Raw genomic sequence first — 21,247 nt, 5'->3', positions numbered from 1 at the left:
TAAGTATTTAAGTTACTACTCCTATACATTACTAATAATATTTTAAATAACACTTTATTTCAAGTAGTAAAATGTATTTAAAGCTTTATTCGCTTGATTCATTGTTCATTGTAATTACTAAACTTTTAAGTTATGAAGCATTTATCTTATTCAAATAGTGACTTAAGATAAATATACAAATTATAGCGATGAATAATAAGCACATCATAATTAGAAACATTTTTTGAATATCATAAATATCTACAATCATGCCACCTAACAATGGTCCAATCGCTTTTCCTATTGTCGATGCTGAATTTACATAACCTTGAAACGAACCTTGTTTACCCTCTGGAGCCAATTTGTTTGCAATCGTTGGAACTGCAGGCCACACAAACATTTCTCCAAATGTTAAAATTATCATTCCGATCATAAATACTGAAAATTGTTCTGCAAAGCTTGTTACAAAAAATGAAACTATAAATATACAGACACCTACAAACATTTGTCTCTTTAAATTACCTTTCATCAGCCGAATAAATGGATAAATCAGAGGTTGTGCCACTAATATCAAAATACCATTTACTGTCCACAACAAACTATATTGACCCATCGTAATATTTAAAGATTGTGTGAAGGAAGCAATTGTACTCTCCCATTGAATATAAGCAATCCAACAAATAGCGAATAAGACACATAATGCAATCAACGCTTTAAAGTACAATCTATAAGACTTAGAAAATAACTTTAATGCTTCTGGTGATTTAACTTTGACATCTATTTTAATATTGAATTGTGTTATTGCTACAATTGCAAATAACACATACATCAGTAAATTCGCAATAAATATATAGTTGAAGCTCAACTCAGCAACAAATCCACCTGATGCAGCACCAATCGCAACACCTAAATTTTGAGCTAAATAAATTGCATTAAATGTCTGTCTACCACCATTGGGCCATACAGCACCAGCCATAGCATAAATTGCTGGCACAATCATTCCACCGCCAAAACCTAAAGCAACTAACCAAACTGCATACCAAGGCCAACCATGGAAACAATTCAATAGCGTCGTACTCATCAAGCAAATGATAGTTCCTAATATAATCGTGCGGTAGCCACCTAATTTATCAAATAATGTACCACCTAGTAAATTACCCACAACCATACCTATAGAATTAATCATTAACACTAGTCCTGCCATTGTTAAACTTTTGTGCAAAACATCATTCATATATATTGTATTTAACGGCCACAAGAAACTTGAGCCAGTTATATTCAATGCCATACCAATTACCAACCACCAAACAGATTTAGGCATTTTCATTTAAAAGGCTCCTTTCTTTCAAATTTTCTCATTTCACTCTAAACACTATAGCATTAAAATATGTTAAAATCTTTAACTAGAATGAATTTAGAAAGGAAAATGTCTCATGGGTCAATTTTTCCCTTACGCATTTGAAAACAAAAGATATCATACATGGAATTACCACTTAAAAAATAAATTTGGACAAAAAATATTTAAAGTAGCAATCGATGGCGGATTCGACTGTCCTAATAGAGATGGCACTGTTGCACATGGTGGCTGCACATTTTGTTCAGCTGCAGGTAGTGGTGACTTTGCTGGGAATCGCGCAGACCCAGTAGAAGTACAATTCCAACAAATTAAAGATCGCATGCATGAGAAATGGCACGAAGGTCAATATATAGCTTATTTCCAAGCTTTTACAAACACACATGCCCCTGTTGAAGTATTACGCGAAAAATACGAAGCAGTATTAAAGGAACCTGGTGTCGTTGGTTTATCTATAGCAACACGTCCAGATTGTTTACCAGATGACGTGGTTGAATATTTAGCAGAACTAAACGAACGTACTTATTTATGGGTGGAACTCGGATTACAAACTGTACACCAAGAAACATCTGATTTAATAAACAGAGCTCATGATATGCAAACGTATCATGATGGTGTTGCAAAATTGAGAAAGCATAATATTAACATTTGCACACACATCATTAATGGTTTACCAGGTGAAGATTACAATATGATGATGGAAACAGCTCGAGAAGTTGCAAAAATGGACGTTCAAGGTATTAAAATACACTTATTACATTTGTTAAAAGGTACACCGATGGTCAAACAATACGATAAGGGTATGTTAGAATTCATGTCTCAAGAAGAATATACAAACTTGGTATGTGACCAATTAGAAATCATCCCACAAGAAATGATCGTTCATAGAATTACAGGAGATGGACCGATAGATTTAATGGTAGGTCCTATGTGGAGTGTCAATAAATGGGAAGTACTAAATGAAATTGATAATGAATTAGCAAGAAGAAATTCTTATCAAGGTAAATACTTTGAAAGTACTGTAAAATCATGAAGGTAGAACGCATTTTACCATTTGCCAAATCATTAATTACCAGTCATGTTAATTCAGAAAGCATTGTGATTGATGCTACATGTGGTAATGGTCATGATACATTATTTTTAGCTGAGCAAGTACCTGATGGTAAAGTTTATGGATTTGATATACAAAAAACAGCAATTCAGAATACCTTTGAACGTACGAAACACCTTGATAATGTAACATTGATTCAAGACGGCCATGAGCATGTGCAAACATATATACCACCTACTGATTATGGTCATATCGATGCAGCAATCTTCAATTTAGGCTACCTACCTAAAGGAGATAAATCAGTTGTTACCAAACCACAAACGACAATTGCAGCTATTGAGGATATTTTTCAAATATTATCCAAAGAAGGTATCATTGTATTAGTCATTTATCATGGACATCCTGAAGGGAAAATCGAAAAGGATGCATTATTTGACTATTTAACACAAATCGACCAAGAACAAGCCCATGTATTACAATATCAATTTATTAATCAACAAAATAATCCACCTTTTATATGCGCAATAGAAAAAAGATAAATACCGAACACTTCAAACAATAAGGCGCATAACAAATTTAAAGCAAATAAATTTAATATCTTAATCAAAATTATAGCAGTCATGTTAGTGACTTTATTAATGTCATATATCGATACACTGTGAATTTCATATGGTAGCATGTACACATACACAGCGCTCAGCTTTAACAAAAACGTTAATTTCTATTTAGAACATATAGAAATTAACGTTTTTTGCTTTTATATAATTGGTCGCACATTGAACTACAATCCGTCTTGTGTATTGTGTTATAGTGTAAAATTTTTAAAAAAGAGCCAATCCATTACAGATCAGCTCTTTACCTTTGAGATTGGGAGTTCATGTCCCAATCTCTATTTACGCAAATATAATTATTTCACGCATTTAATGTTACAGTAAAAGTTATAATTCAACCTACTTTAACATTCCCTATAAATTTAAAATAGATTTAAGACTGTTTTGCATGCTTGATGACTTTGAATCAATTTCTTCTTTAAAGAATGACAAAAGATCTTCCCTTTGATCTTTCAATTTCACATTGAAATGAATAATAACTGTACGTTCATCATTTTGTGGTCTTTCTTTTAAGATCCACTCTTTTTCAACTAAATCATTATACGTTCTTGTACGTTTGTATGATTTAATTTGAACGAAACCATCCATTTCCTTTAAAGTCATTGATCCTTCTTTCCATAAAGTAAGAAGTATTAAGATTTCTTCTTTAGACATTTTGTACTGCTTCTGAACTTTGCTAAAGATATCATTGATGTCTTGCAATACTAATTCTAATCTCAATACACCATCAACATTATCGGCAAGTGTCTTTCCCATAGAGTACTCCCCCAATCATAGTAAATGATATATGTTAGATTAACTTGTAAAATCACATTCCCCAAGAGTGGTAAATCTACTCTTTATAAATATTTGATTTTAAAACAAAATTAATCTTATTTACAGTTTAAATATAAACAATGAATTATGCAATTATATCCGTGATTTTATTTTGCATTTCTTTCAAAACTTTTGAAGAATGCTCAAATAATTTAATTTCTTCATCATTTAATGGTGTTTCAAATATTTTTACTGCTCCATTTCTATTTACTAATGTAGGAACACCCATATAAACATCGTCTTGTCCATACTCACCTTCTAAATAGCTAGATACTGTTAAAACTACATTTTGATTTTTCAAAATTGCTTTTGTGATGTGTAATAAGCCCATTGCAATACCGTAGTATGTCGCACCTTTAGCTTTGATAATATCATAAGCAGCATCACGCGTATTAACGAAAATTTCATCAATTCTATGTTGTTTGCTAGGATCATCTTTTAACATATTATATAAAGGTTGTCCTGCAATGCGTGTTTGTGACCAAACAGCTAATTCTGAATCACCATGTTCTCCAATAATTGAACCTTCAACACTACTTGGAGATACGCCAAATTCTTGTGCTAATTCATATTTGAAACGTGCAGTATCAAGGATTGTTCCTGAACCAATAACACGTTCTTTAGGTAAGCCAGAAACTTTATGAGTAACATAAGTTAATACATCAACTGGATTACTTGCGATTAAAAATATACCGTCAAATCCAGAATCCATAATTTCACTTACGATAGATTTAAATATTTTAGTATTTTTTTCAACTAAATCTAGTCTAGTTTCACCAGGTTTTTGTGCTGCACCAGCTGTTATAACAACTAAATCTGCATCGCTACAATCACTATATCGTCCTGCTTTAACATTAACTGGGGAATCGCCATAAGGTGCTCCGTGATTTAAGTCTAATACATCACCTTTCACTTTCTCTTCCGCTAAATCTATAATAACAAGTTCATCAGCAATACCTTGGGCAACCATTGCAAATGCATAACTAGAACCAACTGCTCCATCACCAACTAATACAACTTTGTTTCCTTTAATCATTTCCATATTAAAACTGCCTCCCTCAAATACTATTCAAAAGTTTATTTAATTTATGTTTGTTATGTGATTTTTTTCACAAATTAAATATACCAAACAATTTTAGTTTTTGCAATATTTTTTGTGAAAATAATCACAATATTTTATTGATATATTCATACAGTTCAGAAGTATTACATTTTAAATGAATTGCAGATTATAAAAATACTCCCTTCAAAGGCTTCACTTTTCAGTGTCTACTTTAAACGGAGTATCTCAACAGCAACTTGTATTTTTTAATTTTGAGCGGGAAAATTATCAACCAAACCAAAAACTTGAGATATGGCGTATAACCATTCAACTCAAAATCCAACTAGCAATCATAAATTTTCAACTAAATAACTAATTCATGACACATTATGAAGGTTCATTTTCATCATCAATTACAAATCCATTATTACTTGAACTATTATTTAAGAAAGCTAAGATATAGCGCATTACCTCATCACGTTCAGGTTCATTGTGTACCTCGTGATACAAACCTTTCCATTCTTTAAAATACAGTTCATTGGTTGTGACCTTATCTTTAACTAGTTTCATTGCAGTGATATCTGCCACCTTATCTGCATCACCATACATCAATAATAAAGGTATAGATTCTATATCCTTTAAATGTGTCACTGTTTCTTTCATAATGTCTGTAATTTGTTTGTACCAATTATATGTAACTTTTTGCAACATCAATTGATCATTCATCGTTTCTTCAATGACCTCTTCATTACGTGTTAAATCTTCAACCTTTATACCTACTTTAAAGCGTTTATCCTTGGCCATTTTCCCTACGTTTGAAATCACTTTATCTTTACGTGTTTTATTGCCTTTTTTAAATTCTAATAATGGTGAAATTAACATAAGTCCTTCAATAGGTACGTCGACCTTTTCAAGTAGATTCAACATAATTAAGCCGCCTAATCCAACACCTAATACATATGTAGGAATCTTATATTCATTTGCGATTCTTATCCATTCAAGTATATGCTCATGGTAAACGTCAAAATTTTCAATTTGACCTTTATTAGAACGAGAAGTTTGGCCTTGACCTGGTAAATCGCCCATAATCACATGGTATCCATTACGGCGAAGCATGGTAATAACATATGCATAGCGTCCTGTATGTTCTAGCATATTGTGAGCGATCACAATGACGCCTTTAGCTTCATTTTCTGTTTCCCATTTCCACATAATTACTACTTCCCCTTCTATATAAAAATTTAATTCATTACATTTATTGTATCAAAATCGTATACGATATTTCCATTTTAAACATGTAGTTTGTCGTGAATGATTTAATTTTTGTTCCATTATATATATAAAAACACTTCTATACCAATTACATGAGTGTACTATGAAATATAAAGTGTAATATATTTTATTGTAAACGATTTCTTTAACAATTGATTCATGCTACACTATTATAGAAAGGTAAGCTATTAGCAGAATGGGAGGAATTAATATGCCAATTGTGAAAAATTTTTTTATAGGACTATCTAACAATACTTTATTAAATAATGCAGCTAAAGAAATCGGTCCCATGTTAGGAGCGAATAAAGTTGTAGCAGGAAACACAATCCCTGCTTTGTTAGACACAATTGAACGTTTAAACGATAAAGGAATTACAGTTACTGTTGATTGCCTAGGTGAATTTGTGGACACTGAAGGCGAAGCGATACAAGCAAAAGATCAAATCTTAGAAGTGATGTATGCGATTAATAATCATAATTTAAATGGCCATATGTCTATTAAACTGAGCCAATTAGGTTCAGAATTTGATATTGATTTAGCTTATCGTAATTTACGTGAAATATTATTGAAAGCCAATGAATTCAATAATATGCATATTAATATTGATACTGAGAAGTATGATAGTTTATTCGATATCACGCAAGTGCTAGATCGTTTAAAAGGTGAATTTAAAAATGTAGGTACTGTTATTCAAGCATATTTATATAAAGCAGATGCTTTGGTAGATAAATATCCAGAACTTAGATTAAGAATGGTTAAAGGGGCTTATAAAGAAGCTGATAATATTGCTTACCAAACCAAGGAGGAAATTGATGAAAACTACATACGTCTAATCAAGAAAAGATTATTGACGGCTAAGAATGTTACATCAATTGCTACGCACGATGATCGTGTCATCACTCACATCTTACAATTTATTAAGGATAATAATATACCTAAACATCGATATGAATTTCAAATGTTATATGGATTTAGAACTGAATTAGCTGAAGAAATCGCTAAAGATGGCTATAATTTCTGTATTTATGTACCATTTGGTGATGATTGGTTTGGTTATTTCATGAGACGCTTAGCGGAAAGACCACAAAACCTTAATTTAATGTTCAAAGAATTTACAAAACCTGAAGTGCTTAAAAAGGCTGGTATTGTTGCAGCAAGTGTAACAGCTTTAGGTGCAACTATTGCACTTTTCAAAAAGTTCACTTCAAAATAACACAGTATTAAAGTGATTTTGTAACTACAATAAATAAACATGGATGATGCATTATGAAAGTACTTCACAATGTCTAAACCATTAAAATAAAAAACAGTAATCTAAGTCATAGCCTAGATTACTGTTTTTTATTTCCTTAAAGTTGAATTGACAGTCAATTGAACAATGACATTTATTAAAAGCTATAACTTAATTAATAGATTTTAATAAGTTTGCCATTTCAATTGCACTAACTGCAGCTTCTGAACCTTTATTACCTGCTTTTGTACCCGCACGTTCAACTGCTTGTTCAATATTTTCAGTAGTTAAAATACCAAATATAACTGGTGTATCCGATACATCATTTGCTTTAGAAACACCCTTCGCCACTTCATTACAAACATAATCGTAATGTGTCGTCGCACCACGAATAACACAACCTAAAGTAATAATTGCATCATATTCATTTTTTTGTGCTAATTTTTTAGCAACTAACGGAATTTCAAATGCACCTGGCACATAAGCAACATCAATATTCTCTGCTGCCACTTCATGACGTACGAGTGTATCTTTCGCACCATCTAACAAACGATTTGTAATAAAATCATTAAACCTACTTACAACTACTGCTACCTTTAAATCAGAACCTATTAATTTACCTTCAAAATTCATATCAAATTTCCTCCTATATTAAATGACCCATTTTTACTTTTTTTGTATCCATATAATCTTGATTATATTTGTTTGTTGGTACAACAAGCTCAATTCTTTGTGCAATCTGAACACCATAGTTTTGTAAACTTTCAAATTTCTTAGGGTTATTGCTCAATAAATTGACTTGCTCAATACCAAAGTATTTTAAAATTTGTGCAGCATCGGCATAATCTCTTAAATCTTCTTCAAAACCTAGAGCAATATTAGCTGTTACTGTATCATAACCTTGCTCAATTAATTCATACGCTTTTAATTTATTAATTAATCCAATACCTCTTCCTTCTTGTGGTAAATACAAGATTACACCGCCGTGTTCACTTATATATTTCATTGATGCCTCAAGTTGTTCACCACAATCACATCTTTGGCTATGGAATATATCACCTGTGACACATGATGAGTGAATACGAACATTTTCTGTTTTTCTAATATCTCCACTGACAATTGCTACAAGTTCTTCATCACTGTGATTCGTTGTAAAGCCATACATATCAAAGTTGCCAAATTGTGTTGGCATTTTCACTTTTGCCTTAGCTTCGATTGAAGTATCATTATTATTTTTACGATAACGCTCTAAATCTTCAATAGAAATCATAACCAACTGATGCGTTTCTTTAAATGCTTCAAGTTCATCACCCTTAGCCATAGTCCCGTCATCATTCATAATTTCACAAATCAATGCCGCTGGTTTGGCACCTGTTAATTTGGCTAAATCAACAGAAGCTTCTGTATGGCCTCTTCTTGCTAATACACCATTATCCTGTGCAATTAAAGGGAACAAATGTCCCGGTTTATTAAAGTCATTTGCTTGAGCATTCTCTGCGATTAAAGCTCTTGCAGTCATCATTCTTTCGTCTGCACTGATGCCTGTCGTTGTATTAACATGATCCACACTAACGGTAAATTGAGTACCATAAATATCTGAATTATGATTAACCATTGGTGCTAATTCCAATTTATCAGCTATTTGTTTACTTATGGGAGCACATATTAAGCCTCTACCAAAAGTAGCCATAAAATTAACCGTATTATCATCCATCCATTCAGTTACTGCTACAAGATCGCCTTCATTTTCTCTATTTTCATCATCTACTACTATTACACTTTTACCTTCTTTTAAAGCTTGTAGCGCATCCTCTATTTTATCTAATTTCATATATAGCCCTCCTAAAATCCAAACGCTTTAAGTTTGTCAGACGTTAATCCTGAATCAGTTGATTCCATTATTCTTTCAACATATTTGAATAACATATCTGTTTCAATGTGGACTGGATCACCAACACGTTTATCATTCAGTATCGTCGATTTTCTAGTTTCTGGAATAAGATGAATATCAAATTCCGTATCCTTTAATTTAAAAATCGTTAAACTTACACCGTCTACCGTAATAGACCCTTGTTGCACCATTTGCTTAATTAAATTTGAGTTATTGGGTTTGATTGTTACTATTTTTGAATTATCTGAAGCTTGTATTCTTGTAATCTTTGCTACTTCATCGACGTGACCAAGCACGAAATGTCCACCAAAACGACCTTGTCCGCTCATAGCCCTTTCCAAATTAACTTCTTGTGCTTGGTTTAACTGATTTAAATACGTTTTATTTTCAGTACCTTTTATTACTTGTACAGAAAATGAATAATCATCAAATCCAACGACTGTTAAACATGCGCCGTTCACACTAATAGAATCGCCGATATGCATATCTGCCAATATCGTTTTACAGCCGATTGTTAAATTAACCACAGATTGTTGTGTCGATATTTTATTTATTGTACCTACTTCTTCAACGATACCTGTAAACATACTGATTTCACTTCTTTCGCAATTCTAATTTAATATTTTGCTCAAGCAAATTGGAATTCACAATTTCAAATTGTGGTACATCAGCTAAATCAACAACTTGCTCTGTGTGGAAGAATTGATTGTGACCTGAACCACCTATTAATTTCGGGGCATAATATATGATAAGTTCATTGATAAATTCTGTTTGTAAGAATGTAGTAGTTAAGGTCGGACCTGCTTCAACGAGTAATCGACCGACACCTCTTGCATACAAATCTTTTAATATATTTTCAATTGAGCAATGTTCTAATTGCGTAACTGTTATTTGCTCGTGTTTACTTTCTAATTGTTTATTTTCTGTATAAATCCAAATTGCTGTAGATGGATCTTTAAATATATCTAGTGACATATCTATCTCACCAGTTTTTGATAAAATGACTCGAATAGGATCTTTACCATTTTCAATACGTGTTGTGTATTGTGGATTATCCGCTTCTAAAGTTCCTCTACCTGTTATTACTGCATCATGTTGATGACGTAATTTAAAGACATCTTGCTTTACTGCTTTATTTGTAATCCATTTACTTTCTCCAAAGTCTGTCGCTTGTTTACCATCTAAACTGCAGGATACTTTAACAGTAACTTGTGGTAAACCTTTGCTTTTAGCTTCAAAGAAATCTCTATATAGCAGTGCAGCATCTTCATTAGGTCTATATTCTACTTCGATGCCTGCCTCTTTCAAAATTACATCACCATTTGAAGGTAGTGTCGTATCTTTCACTGCATACACCACTTTCTTCAAACCATGCTCAATAATTTTATTAACACATGGTGGCGTCGAACCATAGTGTGTACATGGTTCTAGTGAGATATAAATCGTCCCACCTTCTGCAGCATCTTGTGCCATATCTAAGGCTTGTACTTCGGCGTGTTTATCGCCTTTCTTAAGATGTGCACCTAAACCTACGATGCGTCCATCATTTACTACAACAGAACCGACAGGTGGATTTAATCCTGTTTGTCCATCTACCATCTTCGCTAATTCAATTGCGTAATTTAAATATTGACTCAAGCTAATCACCTCTAAAAAATAAAAAACACCTGAAATCGTACATTTCAGGTGTGGGATATATGCGTTATAACATTATAAACTTAGATTTAAATACACTTATCCAAAAATAGAAATAAGTGAATGCTAAATAAAACACTACATTAGTGCCTTTTATTAGTTATACGTTATTCTTTCTCCCATCCAGACTATACTGTCGGCTCTAGATTTTCACTAGATCAGCCACATTTGAAAACAAATGCAGGTCGCAGGCTTAATTTACTGCCGGTTGGGAATTTCACCCTGCCCCGAAAGAATATATGAAATTGTAAATTGCTGTTTGAGTCAAGCAACTTTAATTAAGTTACAAGAACATAATACTACAATAATTCAAAAATAACAATTCTTATTACTTAAGTCGGCTTTATTTTTTTGAATTTCGTCATTTTATAACTATTAAAAAGCCCGTCAAATCAACTTCATCATCATTTGCAATTATAAAAAAATTATTATACTTTTTATATTTATTCATTAAAATCAAAATACATGACATAGTAATAACATACTTTGCATTTAATTTTCCAACAATCTATGAATAATACCAGTCGCTTGTCTTACAATCATAGTCACACCATTTCTAGATTGATTGATACCATTAGTAAGCTGTCCTAATGCAAACATATTTTGTAACGTACCATATCTAGGGCTTATGACTTGGTTGGTTTCTGCTACAATTTGAATACCACCTAATGGGTGCGCTTGTATGACCTGCCTATTTTCTAAATTAATAACAAGTTGATCATCACTATCAAGGTCTTTAAGTTGCGTCTTAGAACCTGTGGCATTAATCACTATATCAAAGTAATCATCACCATGATTTGCATATGTCAATTTAAACTGATGGTTGTTATATTCAATATTTTCTAAACCATCATAAATTCTTATTTGTTCATTTTCTATATGCTCAATCAATAATTTAGCTGTTCTAGGTGGCATTGGATTGGAATTTGCTTTCAATATGGGTTGATATTGTTCTAAGAAGCGCTTTTGATCATTCCTATTGAAACTGTTCCAAATCCAATTTAAATTTTCCTTTATTAACTCAAGTATACTTTGAAACTTACCTAAGTCTTCTGCATGTTCTAGATCATATTTCAAATCTTCGACAGAATTACCAACTTTTCGATGCACCAAAGTTTCCACTGGTATTTCATAAATGGCACATTCTTTTAAAAATAGTGCCATCGCATCATCCAATGGTACATTCCCAAAATTTTCTGCTTTTAGTTCATTAAATTTTTTAGGGGTTAAATATTGGAATGTGATTTCTGGCATCTCACCTCTAACACTTGGTAATTCACCTTTACGACTGGCTACAGTAATTGGTAAATTGATGTGATGTTCGGTAACATAACGAATAACATCTAAACTCGCTAAACCAGTTCCTATGATAGCGATATTATCAGTATCTTTCACATTGTCTAATGTATGGTAAGTTGGGTATGGTGTGTGAATATAACCTGGTTTTCCTTTTAATTGATATGGATCATGATATGATAATGTTCCGACCGTTAAAAAGACAATGTCATAGGTCTTGCAATGCTCCATATCATTTGATGTACAGACATGATATAACACATCCGTCTCACCGATATTTGATTCAATGAACACTTCAGCAACTTCTTCCTTTATGAGAGTTACATTAGCATTGGCATTATTAATTTTATCCACAAAAGCCTTCATATAATGACCAAACACAAATCTCGGTAAATATTCAGGATTTGAAAACTTAAATTTTGATTGCGCCTGATACCAATCAAAGAATTCACGCTTATTATCTAAATTCAACGACATCTGTTCGGCAGGTAAGTTGATAAGTAATTGATCACTATCATTTTGAAATGGTACACCTTGCCCCATATTTATAGGATTATCATATGCATCAATTTGCATATCTTGAAAGCGTCTTGATTTAGACAATTCTTTTAGTACTGTGACACCCGCAGTTCCCATTCCTATTATTGCAATTCTCATAGTTACCCTCCACCTATTCAATTAATTATATATATTATAACAATCTACCGGATCTAATAACATTTTAATGTATTACTAATACTTCAAAAGCTAAGTTACCCTTTTATATTAAATATGTTAATCTTAAAATAATAACAATTATATTTTTTGATATTTCAAATTTAAAGGGGAAAGTCATGAATTTCATCAAGCATATTCTATTATTATGTATAGGTAGCCTTATTTTTGTATCCGGTTGCGACTTACCAGGTTTAGGTGGTAGCCAAACGAACAAGTCTGTAAAAATATCAGCTCTTGCCACGAGTGAGTCACAAATTATGGCATATATGCTAAAAGACTTAATCGAACACGATACGAAAGGCAAAATTCAAGGTTCAATTATTAACAATTTAGGTTCAGCAACAATTCAACATAACGCTTTGCTAAAGGGTGATGCAGATATATCAAGCACACGCTATACTGGAACTGATTTAACTGGCGTCTTAAAACAAAAACCTATTACAGATTCTAAAAAAGCAATGCACATTACGCAAAACGGTTTCGACAAAAAATTCGATCAAACGTTCTTTAATTCTTATGGTTTTGAAAATACATTCGCATTTATGGTTACCAAAGAGACAGCACAAAAATATCATCTACATAAAGTATCAGATCTAGAAAAAGTAAAAAATCAAGTTAAGGTGGGCACGGATACAACGTGGATAAAACGTGGTGGTGATGGTTACGAACCATTTAAAGTTCACTATGGATTTGGATTTAACAATTTAAAACCGATGCAAATCGGTTTGGTCTATGATGCACTCAAAAACAAAAAATTAGATGTTGCACTGGGTTATACCACTGATGGCAGAATTGCAGCTTATGATTTAGTCGTACTAAAGGATGATAAAAATTTCTTCCCTCCATACGATGCTAGTGCAGTTGCACCTAATAAACTTTTATCTAAGCATCCAGAAATTAAACGCTCAATCAATAAATTAGACAACAAAATCAACACAAAAGAAATGCAAAAATTAAATTATGAAGCTGACGGTGAAGGTAAAGAACCAGCAATTGTAGCACAAGATTTTTTAAAGAAGCACAATTATTTTGATAAAAAATAATTTTTCGCTTATGATGACGGCACTAACTAAAAAAGCAAGTTACGCATATAAAAAGGAAGTGAACTTATGAAGTTTATGTTAAAAGTGTTTGTTTCTTCATTAATGATGTTCATATTATTAAGTCAAAAAAACAAAGCTAAGTAAAATTAATTCGCCCTATTCAAATGATTGAAGTTAACAAAAATAATAAATTCAGATTAGCTATGAAAATGTCTATGCCGATAGACTTTTCATAGCTTTTTATAGTTGTAAAGAAACGCTAATATTTACTAAATTTCATTTTGTATTGTTGGCTCGCTTTCCTAGGGGACAGCTTCAGCTTGTAGTCTTCAGCTCGTCCTGTTCCCTCAGGAGTCTCGCCATAATACTTCTCAAATTTTATACTGTTACTTTAAAATTATTCATCATACATTTTGTTTTATATTTAAGGTGTTTGTGTTAAAACAGAAATCTTTAAGTTTAATGACTACTTACTTTTAAACTTTTACTGTGATATTTATTTTGTAATAACTCGTTTTATCGGCTCGCTTTTCTAAGGGACAGCTCAGCCTATAGTCTTCAGCTCGTCCTGTTCCCTCAGGAGTCTCGCCATAATACTTTTACAAATTTTTAATCGTACATATAAAAAAGCCCTTAACTGAATAACTACAATCAGTTAAGGGCTCTTTTAATAATACATTAATAATGATATATTCACTTATTTTCTATGCTTTTCATCATCTTTATAAACAAAATATTTAAAGTATTTACCTTCAGTTTTCATATCTTTGTAGAAATTGGCCATAATACTAGCATTACTTTCAGCCCATTTTATATCCGTGGCATATTGATGTTCACCAGGATTTTTCGGATTCCATCTCATGCTATATAAAGTATTTTGATCTTTGTTAGATAAGAAATGACTATGAATGAAGTCGGCACCACCACTAATCGCTTTTTCAGGTGTATCCCAACCGTGTTTTTTAGCATATTCTGAACCCGTTTTAATCGGATCCTCATCCAATGCCCCGACACCAAAGAAGTTATAATATTTCTTGCCATCAATTTCTACGCCACTTGCTAATTCACTTTTAGCAGATCCTGTTTCTAAAAGTGCATGCGAAATCAAATATACTTCATTTACATGTTTCTCTTTCGCTGCATTAATAAATGCATCCGTATGTTTTAATAGCGTTGGATTATCAAACAACATACGTTTAATTCTGTTTTTATCTATTCCTTGATAACGATCTAATTCTAAAAATTGATATTTTTGTGTATCGCTATCTATAAATTTATTACTATCCATGGCATCTTTTATTTCAGTTGAAGACGCATCTCTCCAAGTCTTATTATCTTTGCTTGACACTTGTTGACTTGTATAATTATCAATTTGCTTTTTAGCTGCTTTATCTAAAGTCACTTTTAGATTTTCAACACTTTCTTGTTTATTAACTGATTTAAAGAATATTTGATCTGAAATCATTGAAAAAACAATGACTGCAGCCACGCCTAAAACTACCAATAATCCTATTATTGATAACAAAGACCCTTTTTTATGCTTCGTCATGTTCACACCTCATAGGTAATAATTGAAATTTTAGCCCTATCATCGTGCAAAAAACAAATAAGTTAAGGCTATCCGATAATAGATTTTAACACTAAATAGTTGAACAGACAATTTTATACATTGGTTGTTACATATTCATAAAAAAAGTAATGAAATTTTAATTTCATTACTCTTGACTTTTATATTCCATAATAATAAAACTCATCGCTTGTGATCTATTTTTATAAAAATATCGGTTAAGATCAATTGTTCCCTCAATCTCACCATCTCGATATTTCATTTCTTTAGAAACATTATTTATCATTACAAAATCGGATTTATCTTTTATCCTATCTAAATCATTATGCTTAGCAAAAAAATGCTCTAAATTTAAATGTGCGTAATCCATATAAACCTCCTGAATATAGTCCGAAGTTAACATTATACTTTAAAATGCAGTATTTTTAAGTTGAATACGCTTTTGTGTCATTAAACTTAAAATTTAACTATCTACGACTACTATTTAACACCTATTATTAATATTTAGCAAATGAAAATTTTTATTTTCATTTATAAAATATGTCCATCCGGAAATAATTGTTATATATATAACTTTGGAGTAAAAATTGAATGATTGAATCAAAACTAACAGAGTATAATTATATTATAGCTACATTGTTAAATAAGTACCATATAAAGTACAATTATGATGAATTTGCACAATTGTTATTTATACGCATGTGGGAGTTAATCCAAGAATACAATCCCAACCAACAAATGTCGTTAAAAACATTTCTATTTACCCGCTTGAACTTTTACCTCATCGATCTATTCCGCTCAATTAAAAAAACTGAACCCATCGACTTTAATACGATTACGCTCGATAGTCAAATACATGAAAGTTCACTAGAACAACTTACTTGCTACAACCATTTTCTTACCACTTTGTCCCGTAAAGAACAATATTGGTTAAAGCTCAAATTAGCAGGATACAAACAAAAAGAATTAGCAAAATTTTTAAATTGTTCTATTTCAACATTAAAGAACTATCAAAAAAGTATCAAAATAAAATATTTATCTTACTATACCAAATAAAGAGGTTATCAAAACATGAAAATGAATATAAAATTATTGTATTTTAAAACATATATATCAGCACAAATACTTACACTCTGCCACTTTTCAACACACCATTTCCTCTATCCCGCTACAATGGACAAAACACTGCGTTACTTTTTCGAAACACAACAATTATCCATCCCCTTGCAAACTAAAAAAGCAAAACAGACTCTGAACATTAGAAAATTCTTACCTTTATACATAAATAGTGAAACAATTTTATTCCCTTTAACTACGAAACGTTCAGCAATCCAATACTATATCAATGCAATGGCTATAACCGGATTAAAGTCATTACAATATGGTACAGTCATTTATTTTGAAAATACTAAATATATAGAAGTTACAATTCCATATACTTTTGTATACAAAAAATGGCAAGAAAGTATTTCGCTTTCCCACCATTCATATTAATTACTCTTATAAATCTTTATTATGTTTATATTCAAGCAGTTTCTTCGTAAAGTAAGCAGTCACTTGCTTTATTGCATACAAACAAAGAATGATTAATAGTATTGACCCTACTAGTGTTAATAGAACGACTGCAGTGGATAGCTGTACTTCTGGTTTAATAAAGTATTGAACAGAAGACAAACTTGCTAAAAAGCCAAATAAAAACAGACCTAGTAACACTATATATGTAACTAATATACCAATTAACATCACAAATAATTGTGTCGTTGAAGTTACCTTTTCCTTAAATATATAAGATTTTAAAAATTGATTTGAAAATGCGATTGGCCGATTTAATTCACCAGATTCATCACTGTCTATCTTCGCTTGTAATACTTCATCTAATATTCGCTTCTCTTTCTTATTTAAAAACCACAATTGCTTTTTTACTTTTTGTTTAAAAATATTTACTTTCATTTTTTATACTCCTTTAGCATGTCACGCGCTAATAGCTACAATGTTTTAAAAATTAAAACTACAATGATTAATTATATATTAATTCATAAACTTGCATAGTATAAATTTGAATTTTTTATAAATATTCACACAATAGCTAATGAATCGACCTAATAAATCAATTAATTTTATGGCATGTATTTTTACAATTAAGAACCCTTATAACATTGCATCATGTTATAAGGGGGCACTATATTATTACAAAGTATCAAAGCTAGTCATATATTCGGACTCATCTGTCCTTTTTCTGCTCTTTTTATTTTTTAAAAGAACAAAAAACCCTATAAACATTGAGTTTATAGGGGATATTGATTATAAAATTGATAAACCTGAAGATTGGATATCTTTTGCAAAGCCTTTAACTGTGTCAACAGATAATTCGTCGATATCTCTACCTAAGTTTGTGTTAACTTTTTTAACTACATCAGCTGGACAAGTAATAATATCAGCACCAACTTCATCAGCTTGAATAACATTAATTACTTCACGACAGCTTGCCCATAATAATTTAACGCCATCTTTACTATGCGTAATTTCTGCTGATTCTTTCATTAATGGTAATGGATCTACACCTGTATCAGCAATACGGCCAGCAAATACTGAAACATATGTTGGTACACCTTCAGTAACAGCTTCAGTAATTTCTTTAACTTGATCTAAAGTATAAACAGCAGTTACATTTAAACGAACATTGTCTGCTGATAATTTTTTAATTAGAGAAATTGTTGATTCACCTTTTGTGTTTACAACTGGAATTTTAACAAATACGTTTTCACCATATTGTTTTAAAATTTCAGCTTCTTTTTCCATAGTTTCTAAGTCATCTGCAAATACTTCAAATGAAATAGAGGCATCTGGAATTTCACGTACAGCTTCTTCAGCAAATGCTTTATAGTCTGTTACGCCAGCCTTAGCCATTAAGCTAGGGTTAGTTGTAAAACCATCAACTTGTTTATTTTTATAAGCAGCTTTCATTTCTTCAATATCTGCACCATCTGCAAACACTTCAACATTTAATTTTGCCATTAAAAATTCCTCCTGACTAAAATAAATAATTCTATAAAGAATTATTTTTATAACGGTTATTAACCATTCAACTCATTTATACCACCATTTAACATGAAATTCTAATTTTTTGCTTAAATTGTCAAAATTTTTAGAGTAGAATTTTACAAATTACAGTAGTAAATTTGCCTCAATAGTAAGATTTTCATCATAATAAAAATCTTGCTTTTTCTTTTAATTGTAAATTTAGTTAATTTTATGTAAAAATATGGTATCATTATTAGATGAATTGCACTAGGAGGTAAATATGGCACGTTCAAAACTTTATTTTTATTTATCTAGTTTATTGATTATTATCAGTTTTTATTTTAATACTAGAAATCCTCTTCTAAATATGCACTTTAATTCTATAATTAAACTAATTTTTGTTTGTAGTATTATAAATGCTGTTATTTTAATAATTTCTATTATTTTTGCAGATAAATCGATTAAACATTCTCAAGACAAATCAGATTGGATTAGAAAAGCGAGTAAAATATTACCGTTTGTATTACTCATCGTAATTATCATTCATATCCTTTCTTCGCTTTCAACATTTGGTATTATTTTCTAAATTATGCTACAAAAGGTAAAATACTTTTGTAGTATTTTATTTTATTGAGAGGAAGCGTATAAATGATGCAATATCTATTTATTTTTATTGGTGGCTCAATTGGAGCACTTTTAAGATATTGGTTTTCTTTTATGAATCCTGATAGTGGCTTTCCCACCGGTACTTTCATAGCTAATATCATGGGTTCTTTTTTAATGGGATTGTTAGGTAGTTTAGCACTAAAATATTTCGCCAATAACGCACATTTAAAAAAAGGTATTACTACTGGCTTTATCGGAGCCTTTACCACCTTTTCTACTTTCCAATTTGAATTAGTATCTATGTTAGCGCACCAGTACTATTTATTATTAGTTATTTATGCGATTACGAGTTATATCATTGGGATTATAGTTTGTTATATCGGTGTGCGAATTGGAGGGAAGATAGCATGATCAATATTTTATTCGTAATGTTAGGTGGCGGTATCGGAGCAGTCATTAGAGGCTTTATTACAAATTATTGTGCTACTAAATTCACTTCCCCATTTCCAATTGCTACGCCATTCGTTAATATTATAGGTAGTTTCTTTATCGGCTTTATTATGGGAATGACTATACATACATCTTGGATACATCCATTGCTAATTATTGGTGTCCTAGGCGGATTAACCACTTTTTCTACTTTATCTTCTGAACTTGTAAAGATGTTAGTAGATAAACAAAATCTGTGGCATTTTATTGGATATTCCTTACTCCAATATGTTGTTTCATTCGCCGCCTGTTTCATCGGGTATATTATTTTATAAATGTAATCAGCAATATTAGTTAACAAAATAAAGAACCCAGTAAATGAATTGTTATAAAAACGCATTTACTAGGTTCTTTTTAATATTAATATTTCTAAATTTAAATGGTTTATTCGCCAGTAAATTCTAATGGATTTGGTCCAATACGTTTATCTTCATTTAACTGGTCTAATTTTTCAATTTGCTCTGCAGTCAATTTAAAGTCAAAGACATTTAAGTTTTCTTCAATTCTAGATGGCGTCACAGATTTTGGTATAACAACGACACCATGGTCTATATTCCATCTAATAACTACTTGAGCTGGTGTTTTACCAATTTCTGTAGCAACTTGTTGCACTGTCTCATCTTCTAAGATTTGTGCATTCATTAATGGTGACCATGACTCAGAATGGATATTTTGAACTTCTAGATAGTTTCTTAATTTTTGTTGCAGTAAGTATGGGTGAAATTCAACTTGATTAATCACTGGTTTAATTGAAACTTGAGCTAATAGTGCATCCAAATGACTTGGTTCAAAGTTACTAACACCGATATTTTTAACTTTATTATCTTTATATAAATCTTCCATACCTTGCCATGTATCAATCATTAACGCTTCATCAGTACCTGGCCAATGCATAAGATACAAATCTAAATAGTCTAATCCTAATTTTTTTAAACTCGTTGCATAAGCATCTGCAACATTGTCTCTGCCATAATCTGCTAACCATAACTTCGAAGTAATAAATAGTTCGCTTCGGTCAATACCAGTAGATTCTAACGCTTCAGCAATACCTTCGCCAACTTTTTCTTCATTTTCATAAATCATAGCTGTATCAATATGGCGATATCCACTCTCTATAGCATGTTTTACTGCTTCTTTACATTGATCGCTATTATCTACTCTAAATGTACCTAATCCAAGTATCGGCATTTCATTGCCATTGTAAAACGTAATATTTTCCAATGTTCATATCCCCTTTTTTACTTTACTTATCTTACATGATATACAATTTCGTAAGTCATATAAATCAAAAAGCTTCATAACCAAATAAATTAGCTATTTATTACGTTAATCACTAATATGTATTGCACATATTTACTACTTCCAAACTTTAATTTATCATAGTTTTCTCAGTTCGTTTTCCTAGCATGTCATCTCACCATTGGTCTTTGCCTAGCATTTTTCACTTAGGCCTCTCGCCAGATACTCCACATGATGATGTATTTTCAAATCAAAAACTTCAAATTAAATTTATCTACGCTACAATTAATTACACGGAATTTATTATTTTTTGTTATCTACATATAT

General features: G+C 31.3%; 23 protein-coding genes, 1 riboswitch and 1 other annotated feature (1 of these 25 running past the window's edge). Of the genes, 9 read left to right on the top strand and 14 right to left on the bottom strand.

The features are described from left to right. Positions 1-38 (bottom strand) — a binding site (T-box leader); it reaches 162 nt to the left of the window's first position. A gap of 92 nt (positions 39-130) precedes the next feature. Next, positions 131-1,306: an MDR family MFS transporter gene (locus ACY191_RS07570; protein WP_042738382.1), complete on the bottom strand. Its 1,176-nt coding sequence runs from the start codon at positions 1,304-1,306 to the stop codon at positions 131-133. Between the two features lie 106 nt (positions 1,307-1,412). On the opposite strand from ACY191_RS07570, the gene mnmL reads away from it, so the two are divergent. Then, positions 1,413-2,366, top strand: a complete 954-nt coding sequence (mnmL, locus tag ACY191_RS07565) for a tRNA modification radical SAM protein MnmL/YtqA (RefSeq protein WP_042738381.1) — start codon at positions 1,413-1,415, stop codon at positions 2,364-2,366. Further along, entirely contained in the window at positions 2,363-2,923 is a 561-nt protein-coding gene (gene mnmM / locus ACY191_RS07560; protein ID WP_229367299.1) for a tRNA 5-(aminomethyl)-2-thiouridylate-methyltransferase MnmM, read from the top strand. Before mnmL ends, mnmM begins: the two co-directional genes overlap by 4 nt. A 426-nt stretch (positions 2,924-3,349) precedes the next feature. Here the strand turns inward: mnmM and ACY191_RS07555 are convergent, their stop codons facing one another. The 3 genes from ACY191_RS07555 to ACY191_RS07545 all read right to left on the bottom strand — a co-directional run bounded on the left by ACY191_RS07555 (position 3,350) and on the right by ACY191_RS07545 (position 6,065). After that, on the bottom strand, positions 3,350-3,751 hold the full coding sequence (locus ACY191_RS07555) for a transcriptional regulator, SarA/Rot family (protein ID WP_229367300.1): 402 nt from the start codon (positions 3,749-3,751) through the stop codon (positions 3,350-3,352). Between the two features lie 145 nt (positions 3,752-3,896). Further along, positions 3,897-4,853 (bottom strand): L-lactate dehydrogenase, encoded by a 957-nt coding sequence (locus ACY191_RS07550; RefSeq protein ID WP_042738378.1) that lies wholly within the window; start codon positions 4,851-4,853, stop codon positions 3,897-3,899. 387 nt (positions 4,854-5,240) lie between these two features. After that, entirely contained in the window at positions 5,241-6,065 is an 825-nt protein-coding gene (locus ACY191_RS07545) for an alpha/beta fold hydrolase (RefSeq protein WP_042738377.1), read from the bottom strand. Positions 6,066-6,336: 271 nt separating this feature from the next. Between ACY191_RS07545 and ACY191_RS07540 the strand changes: the two genes are divergently transcribed. Next, the gene (locus ACY191_RS07540; RefSeq protein ID WP_042738376.1) at positions 6,337-7,338 is read left to right on the top strand and encodes a proline dehydrogenase family protein; all 1,002 of its coding nucleotides are present in this window, start codon (positions 6,337-6,339) and stop codon (positions 7,336-7,338) included. A gap of 189 nt (positions 7,339-7,527) precedes the next feature. On the opposite strand, the gene ribH is transcribed toward ACY191_RS07540, so the two are convergent. From ribH to ACY191_RS07515, 5 genes are all read right to left on the bottom strand, one after another. Then, the gene (gene ribH, locus ACY191_RS07535; RefSeq protein WP_042738375.1) at positions 7,528-7,989 is read right to left on the bottom strand and encodes a 6,7-dimethyl-8-ribityllumazine synthase; all 462 of its coding nucleotides are present in this window, start codon (positions 7,987-7,989) and stop codon (positions 7,528-7,530) included. Positions 7,990-8,002: 13 nt separating this feature from the next. After that, on the bottom strand, positions 8,003-9,187 hold the full coding sequence (gene ribB, locus ACY191_RS07530) for a 3,4-dihydroxy-2-butanone-4-phosphate synthase (protein WP_042738374.1): 1,185 nt from the start codon (positions 9,185-9,187) through the stop codon (positions 8,003-8,005). 11 nt (positions 9,188-9,198) lie between these two features. Next, entirely contained in the window at positions 9,199-9,834 is a 636-nt protein-coding gene (gene ribE, locus ACY191_RS07525; protein WP_229367301.1) for a riboflavin synthase, read from the bottom strand. A 7-nt stretch (positions 9,835-9,841) separates the two neighbouring features. Continuing rightward, positions 9,842-10,885, bottom strand: coding sequence for a bifunctional diaminohydroxyphosphoribosylaminopyrimidine deaminase/5-amino-6-(5-phosphoribosylamino)uracil reductase RibD (ribD, locus tag ACY191_RS07520; RefSeq protein WP_107579945.1), 1,044 nt, complete (start codon positions 10,883-10,885; stop codon positions 9,842-9,844). A gap of 164 nt (positions 10,886-11,049) precedes the next feature. Further along, positions 11,050-11,181, bottom strand: a riboswitch (FMN riboswitch). A 253-nt stretch (positions 11,182-11,434) separates the two neighbouring features. Then, the gene (locus tag ACY191_RS07515; protein ID WP_463269994.1) at positions 11,435-12,895 is read right to left on the bottom strand and encodes an FAD/NAD(P)-binding protein; all 1,461 of its coding nucleotides are present in this window, start codon (positions 12,893-12,895) and stop codon (positions 11,435-11,437) included. A gap of 176 nt (positions 12,896-13,071) precedes the next feature. On the opposite strand from ACY191_RS07515, the gene ACY191_RS07510 reads away from it, so the two are divergent. After that, complete coding sequence (locus tag ACY191_RS07510) at positions 13,072-13,998, top strand: osmoprotectant ABC transporter substrate-binding protein (RefSeq protein WP_107528089.1); 927 nt, start codon at positions 13,072-13,074, stop codon at positions 13,996-13,998. A 697-nt stretch (positions 13,999-14,695) separates the two neighbouring features. On the opposite strand, the gene sagB is transcribed toward ACY191_RS07510, so the two are convergent. Together sagB and ACY191_RS07500 are read right to left on the bottom strand one after the other, a co-directional pair. Continuing rightward, positions 14,696-15,547: a peptidoglycan release complex glucosaminidase SagB gene (gene sagB, locus ACY191_RS07505; RefSeq protein ID WP_042738369.1), complete on the bottom strand. Its 852-nt coding sequence runs from the start codon at positions 15,545-15,547 to the stop codon at positions 14,696-14,698. A 166-nt stretch (positions 15,548-15,713) separates the two neighbouring features. Further along, positions 15,714-15,935, bottom strand: a complete 222-nt coding sequence (locus ACY191_RS07500) for a hypothetical protein (RefSeq protein WP_042738368.1) — start codon at positions 15,933-15,935, stop codon at positions 15,714-15,716. A 221-nt stretch (positions 15,936-16,156) separates the two neighbouring features. Here ACY191_RS07500 and ACY191_RS07495 point away from each other — a divergent pair, with 221 nt between their 5' ends. Further along, positions 16,157-16,621, top strand: a complete 465-nt coding sequence (locus ACY191_RS07495) for a sigma-70 family RNA polymerase sigma factor (RefSeq protein WP_042738367.1) — start codon at positions 16,157-16,159, stop codon at positions 16,619-16,621. A gap of 15 nt (positions 16,622-16,636) precedes the next feature. After that, positions 16,637-17,059 carry a competence protein ComK gene (locus ACY191_RS07490; protein WP_042738366.1) on the top strand — a complete coding sequence of 141 codons (423 nt, stop codon included), beginning with the start codon at positions 16,637-16,639 and terminating at the stop codon, positions 17,057-17,059. A gap of 6 nt (positions 17,060-17,065) precedes the next feature. Here the strand turns inward: ACY191_RS07490 and ACY191_RS07485 are convergent, their stop codons facing one another. Both ACY191_RS07485 and ACY191_RS07480 read right to left on the bottom strand, forming a co-directional pair. After that, positions 17,066-17,515 (bottom strand): hypothetical protein, encoded by a 450-nt coding sequence (locus tag ACY191_RS07485; protein ID WP_042738365.1) that lies wholly within the window; start codon positions 17,513-17,515, stop codon positions 17,066-17,068. A 351-nt stretch (positions 17,516-17,866) separates the two neighbouring features. Continuing rightward, positions 17,867-18,580, bottom strand: a complete 714-nt coding sequence (locus tag ACY191_RS07480) for a transaldolase (protein ID WP_042738364.1) — start codon at positions 18,578-18,580, stop codon at positions 17,867-17,869. Between the two features lie 286 nt (positions 18,581-18,866). Between ACY191_RS07480 and ACY191_RS07475 the strand changes: the two genes are divergently transcribed. The 3 genes from ACY191_RS07475 to ACY191_RS07465 all read left to right on the top strand — a co-directional run bounded on the left by ACY191_RS07475 (position 18,867) and on the right by ACY191_RS07465 (position 19,956). Next, positions 18,867-19,172 carry a hypothetical protein gene (locus ACY191_RS07475; protein ID WP_042738363.1) on the top strand — a complete coding sequence of 102 codons (306 nt, stop codon included), beginning with the start codon at positions 18,867-18,869 and terminating at the stop codon, positions 19,170-19,172. Positions 19,173-19,237: 65 nt separating this feature from the next. Then, complete coding sequence (gene crcB / locus ACY191_RS07470; protein ID WP_042739017.1) at positions 19,238-19,603, top strand: fluoride efflux transporter CrcB; 366 nt, start codon at positions 19,238-19,240, stop codon at positions 19,601-19,603. After that, positions 19,600-19,956 (top strand): fluoride efflux transporter FluC, encoded by a 357-nt coding sequence (locus tag ACY191_RS07465; protein WP_042738362.1) that lies wholly within the window; start codon positions 19,600-19,602, stop codon positions 19,954-19,956. Before crcB ends, ACY191_RS07465 begins: the two co-directional genes overlap by 4 nt. 109 nt (positions 19,957-20,065) lie before the next feature. Here the strand turns inward: ACY191_RS07465 and ACY191_RS07460 are convergent, their stop codons facing one another. After that, on the bottom strand, positions 20,066-20,902 hold the full coding sequence (locus ACY191_RS07460; RefSeq protein WP_229367303.1) for an aldo/keto reductase: 837 nt from the start codon (positions 20,900-20,902) through the stop codon (positions 20,066-20,068). Between the last annotated feature and the right edge of the window lie 345 nt (positions 20,903-21,247).

It is taken from the genome of Staphylococcus sp. TCBT05, from assembly GCF_055179755.1.
Note: the sequence above shows the minus strand (reverse complement) of the source record. Positions and strands in the feature narration are given on the sequence as shown.

Excerpts from the sequence above, each read along its gene's own strand:
- ACY191_RS07570 (WP_042738382.1), bottom strand. The coding sequence starts at position 1,306 with ATGAAAATGCCTAAATCTGTTTGGTGGTTGGTAATTGGTATGGCATTG.
- mnmL (WP_042738381.1), top strand. The coding sequence starts at position 1,413 with ATGGGTCAATTTTTCCCTTACGCATTTGAAAACAAAAGATATCATACA.
- mnmM (WP_229367299.1), top strand. The coding sequence starts at position 2,363 with ATGAAGGTAGAACGCATTTTACCATTTGCCAAATCATTAATTACCAGT.
- ACY191_RS07555 (WP_229367300.1), bottom strand. The coding sequence starts at position 3,751 with ATGGGAAAGACACTTGCCGATAATGTTGATGGTGTATTGAGATTAGAA.
- ACY191_RS07550 (WP_042738378.1), bottom strand. The coding sequence starts at position 4,853 with ATGGAAATGATTAAAGGAAACAAAGTTGTATTAGTTGGTGATGGAGCA.
- ACY191_RS07545 (WP_042738377.1), bottom strand. The coding sequence starts at position 6,065 with ATGTGGAAATGGGAAACAGAAAATGAAGCTAAAGGCGTCATTGTGATC.
- ACY191_RS07540 (WP_042738376.1), top strand. The coding sequence starts at position 6,337 with ATGCCAATTGTGAAAAATTTTTTTATAGGACTATCTAACAATACTTTA.
- ribH (WP_042738375.1), bottom strand. The coding sequence starts at position 7,989 with ATGAATTTTGAAGGTAAATTAATAGGTTCTGATTTAAAGGTAGCAGTA.
- ribB (WP_042738374.1), bottom strand. The coding sequence starts at position 9,187 with ATGAAATTAGATAAAATAGAGGATGCGCTACAAGCTTTAAAAGAAGGT.
- ribE (WP_229367301.1), bottom strand. The coding sequence starts at position 9,834 with ATGTTTACAGGTATCGTTGAAGAAGTAGGTACAATAAATAAAATATCG.
- ACY191_RS07515 (WP_463269994.1), bottom strand. The coding sequence starts at position 12,895 with ATGAGAATTGCAATAATAGGAATGGGAACTGCGGGTGTCACAGTACTA.
- ACY191_RS07510 (WP_107528089.1), top strand. The coding sequence starts at position 13,072 with ATGAATTTCATCAAGCATATTCTATTATTATGTATAGGTAGCCTTATT.
- sagB (WP_042738369.1), bottom strand. The coding sequence starts at position 15,547 with ATGACGAAGCATAAAAAAGGGTCTTTGTTATCAATAATAGGATTATTG.
- ACY191_RS07500 (WP_042738368.1), bottom strand. The coding sequence starts at position 15,935 with ATGGATTACGCACATTTAAATTTAGAGCATTTTTTTGCTAAGCATAAT.
- ACY191_RS07495 (WP_042738367.1), top strand. The coding sequence starts at position 16,157 with ATGATTGAATCAAAACTAACAGAGTATAATTATATTATAGCTACATTG.
- ACY191_RS07490 (WP_042738366.1), top strand. The coding sequence starts at position 16,637 with ATGAAAATGAATATAAAATTATTGTATTTTAAAACATATATATCAGCA.
- ACY191_RS07485 (WP_042738365.1), bottom strand. The coding sequence starts at position 17,515 with ATGAAAGTAAATATTTTTAAACAAAAAGTAAAAAAGCAATTGTGGTTT.
- ACY191_RS07480 (WP_042738364.1), bottom strand. The coding sequence starts at position 18,580 with ATGGCAAAATTAAATGTTGAAGTGTTTGCAGATGGTGCAGATATTGAA.
- ACY191_RS07475 (WP_042738363.1), top strand. The coding sequence starts at position 18,867 with ATGGCACGTTCAAAACTTTATTTTTATTTATCTAGTTTATTGATTATT.
- crcB (WP_042739017.1), top strand. The coding sequence starts at position 19,238 with ATGCAATATCTATTTATTTTTATTGGTGGCTCAATTGGAGCACTTTTA.
- ACY191_RS07465 (WP_042738362.1), top strand. The coding sequence starts at position 19,600 with ATGATCAATATTTTATTCGTAATGTTAGGTGGCGGTATCGGAGCAGTC.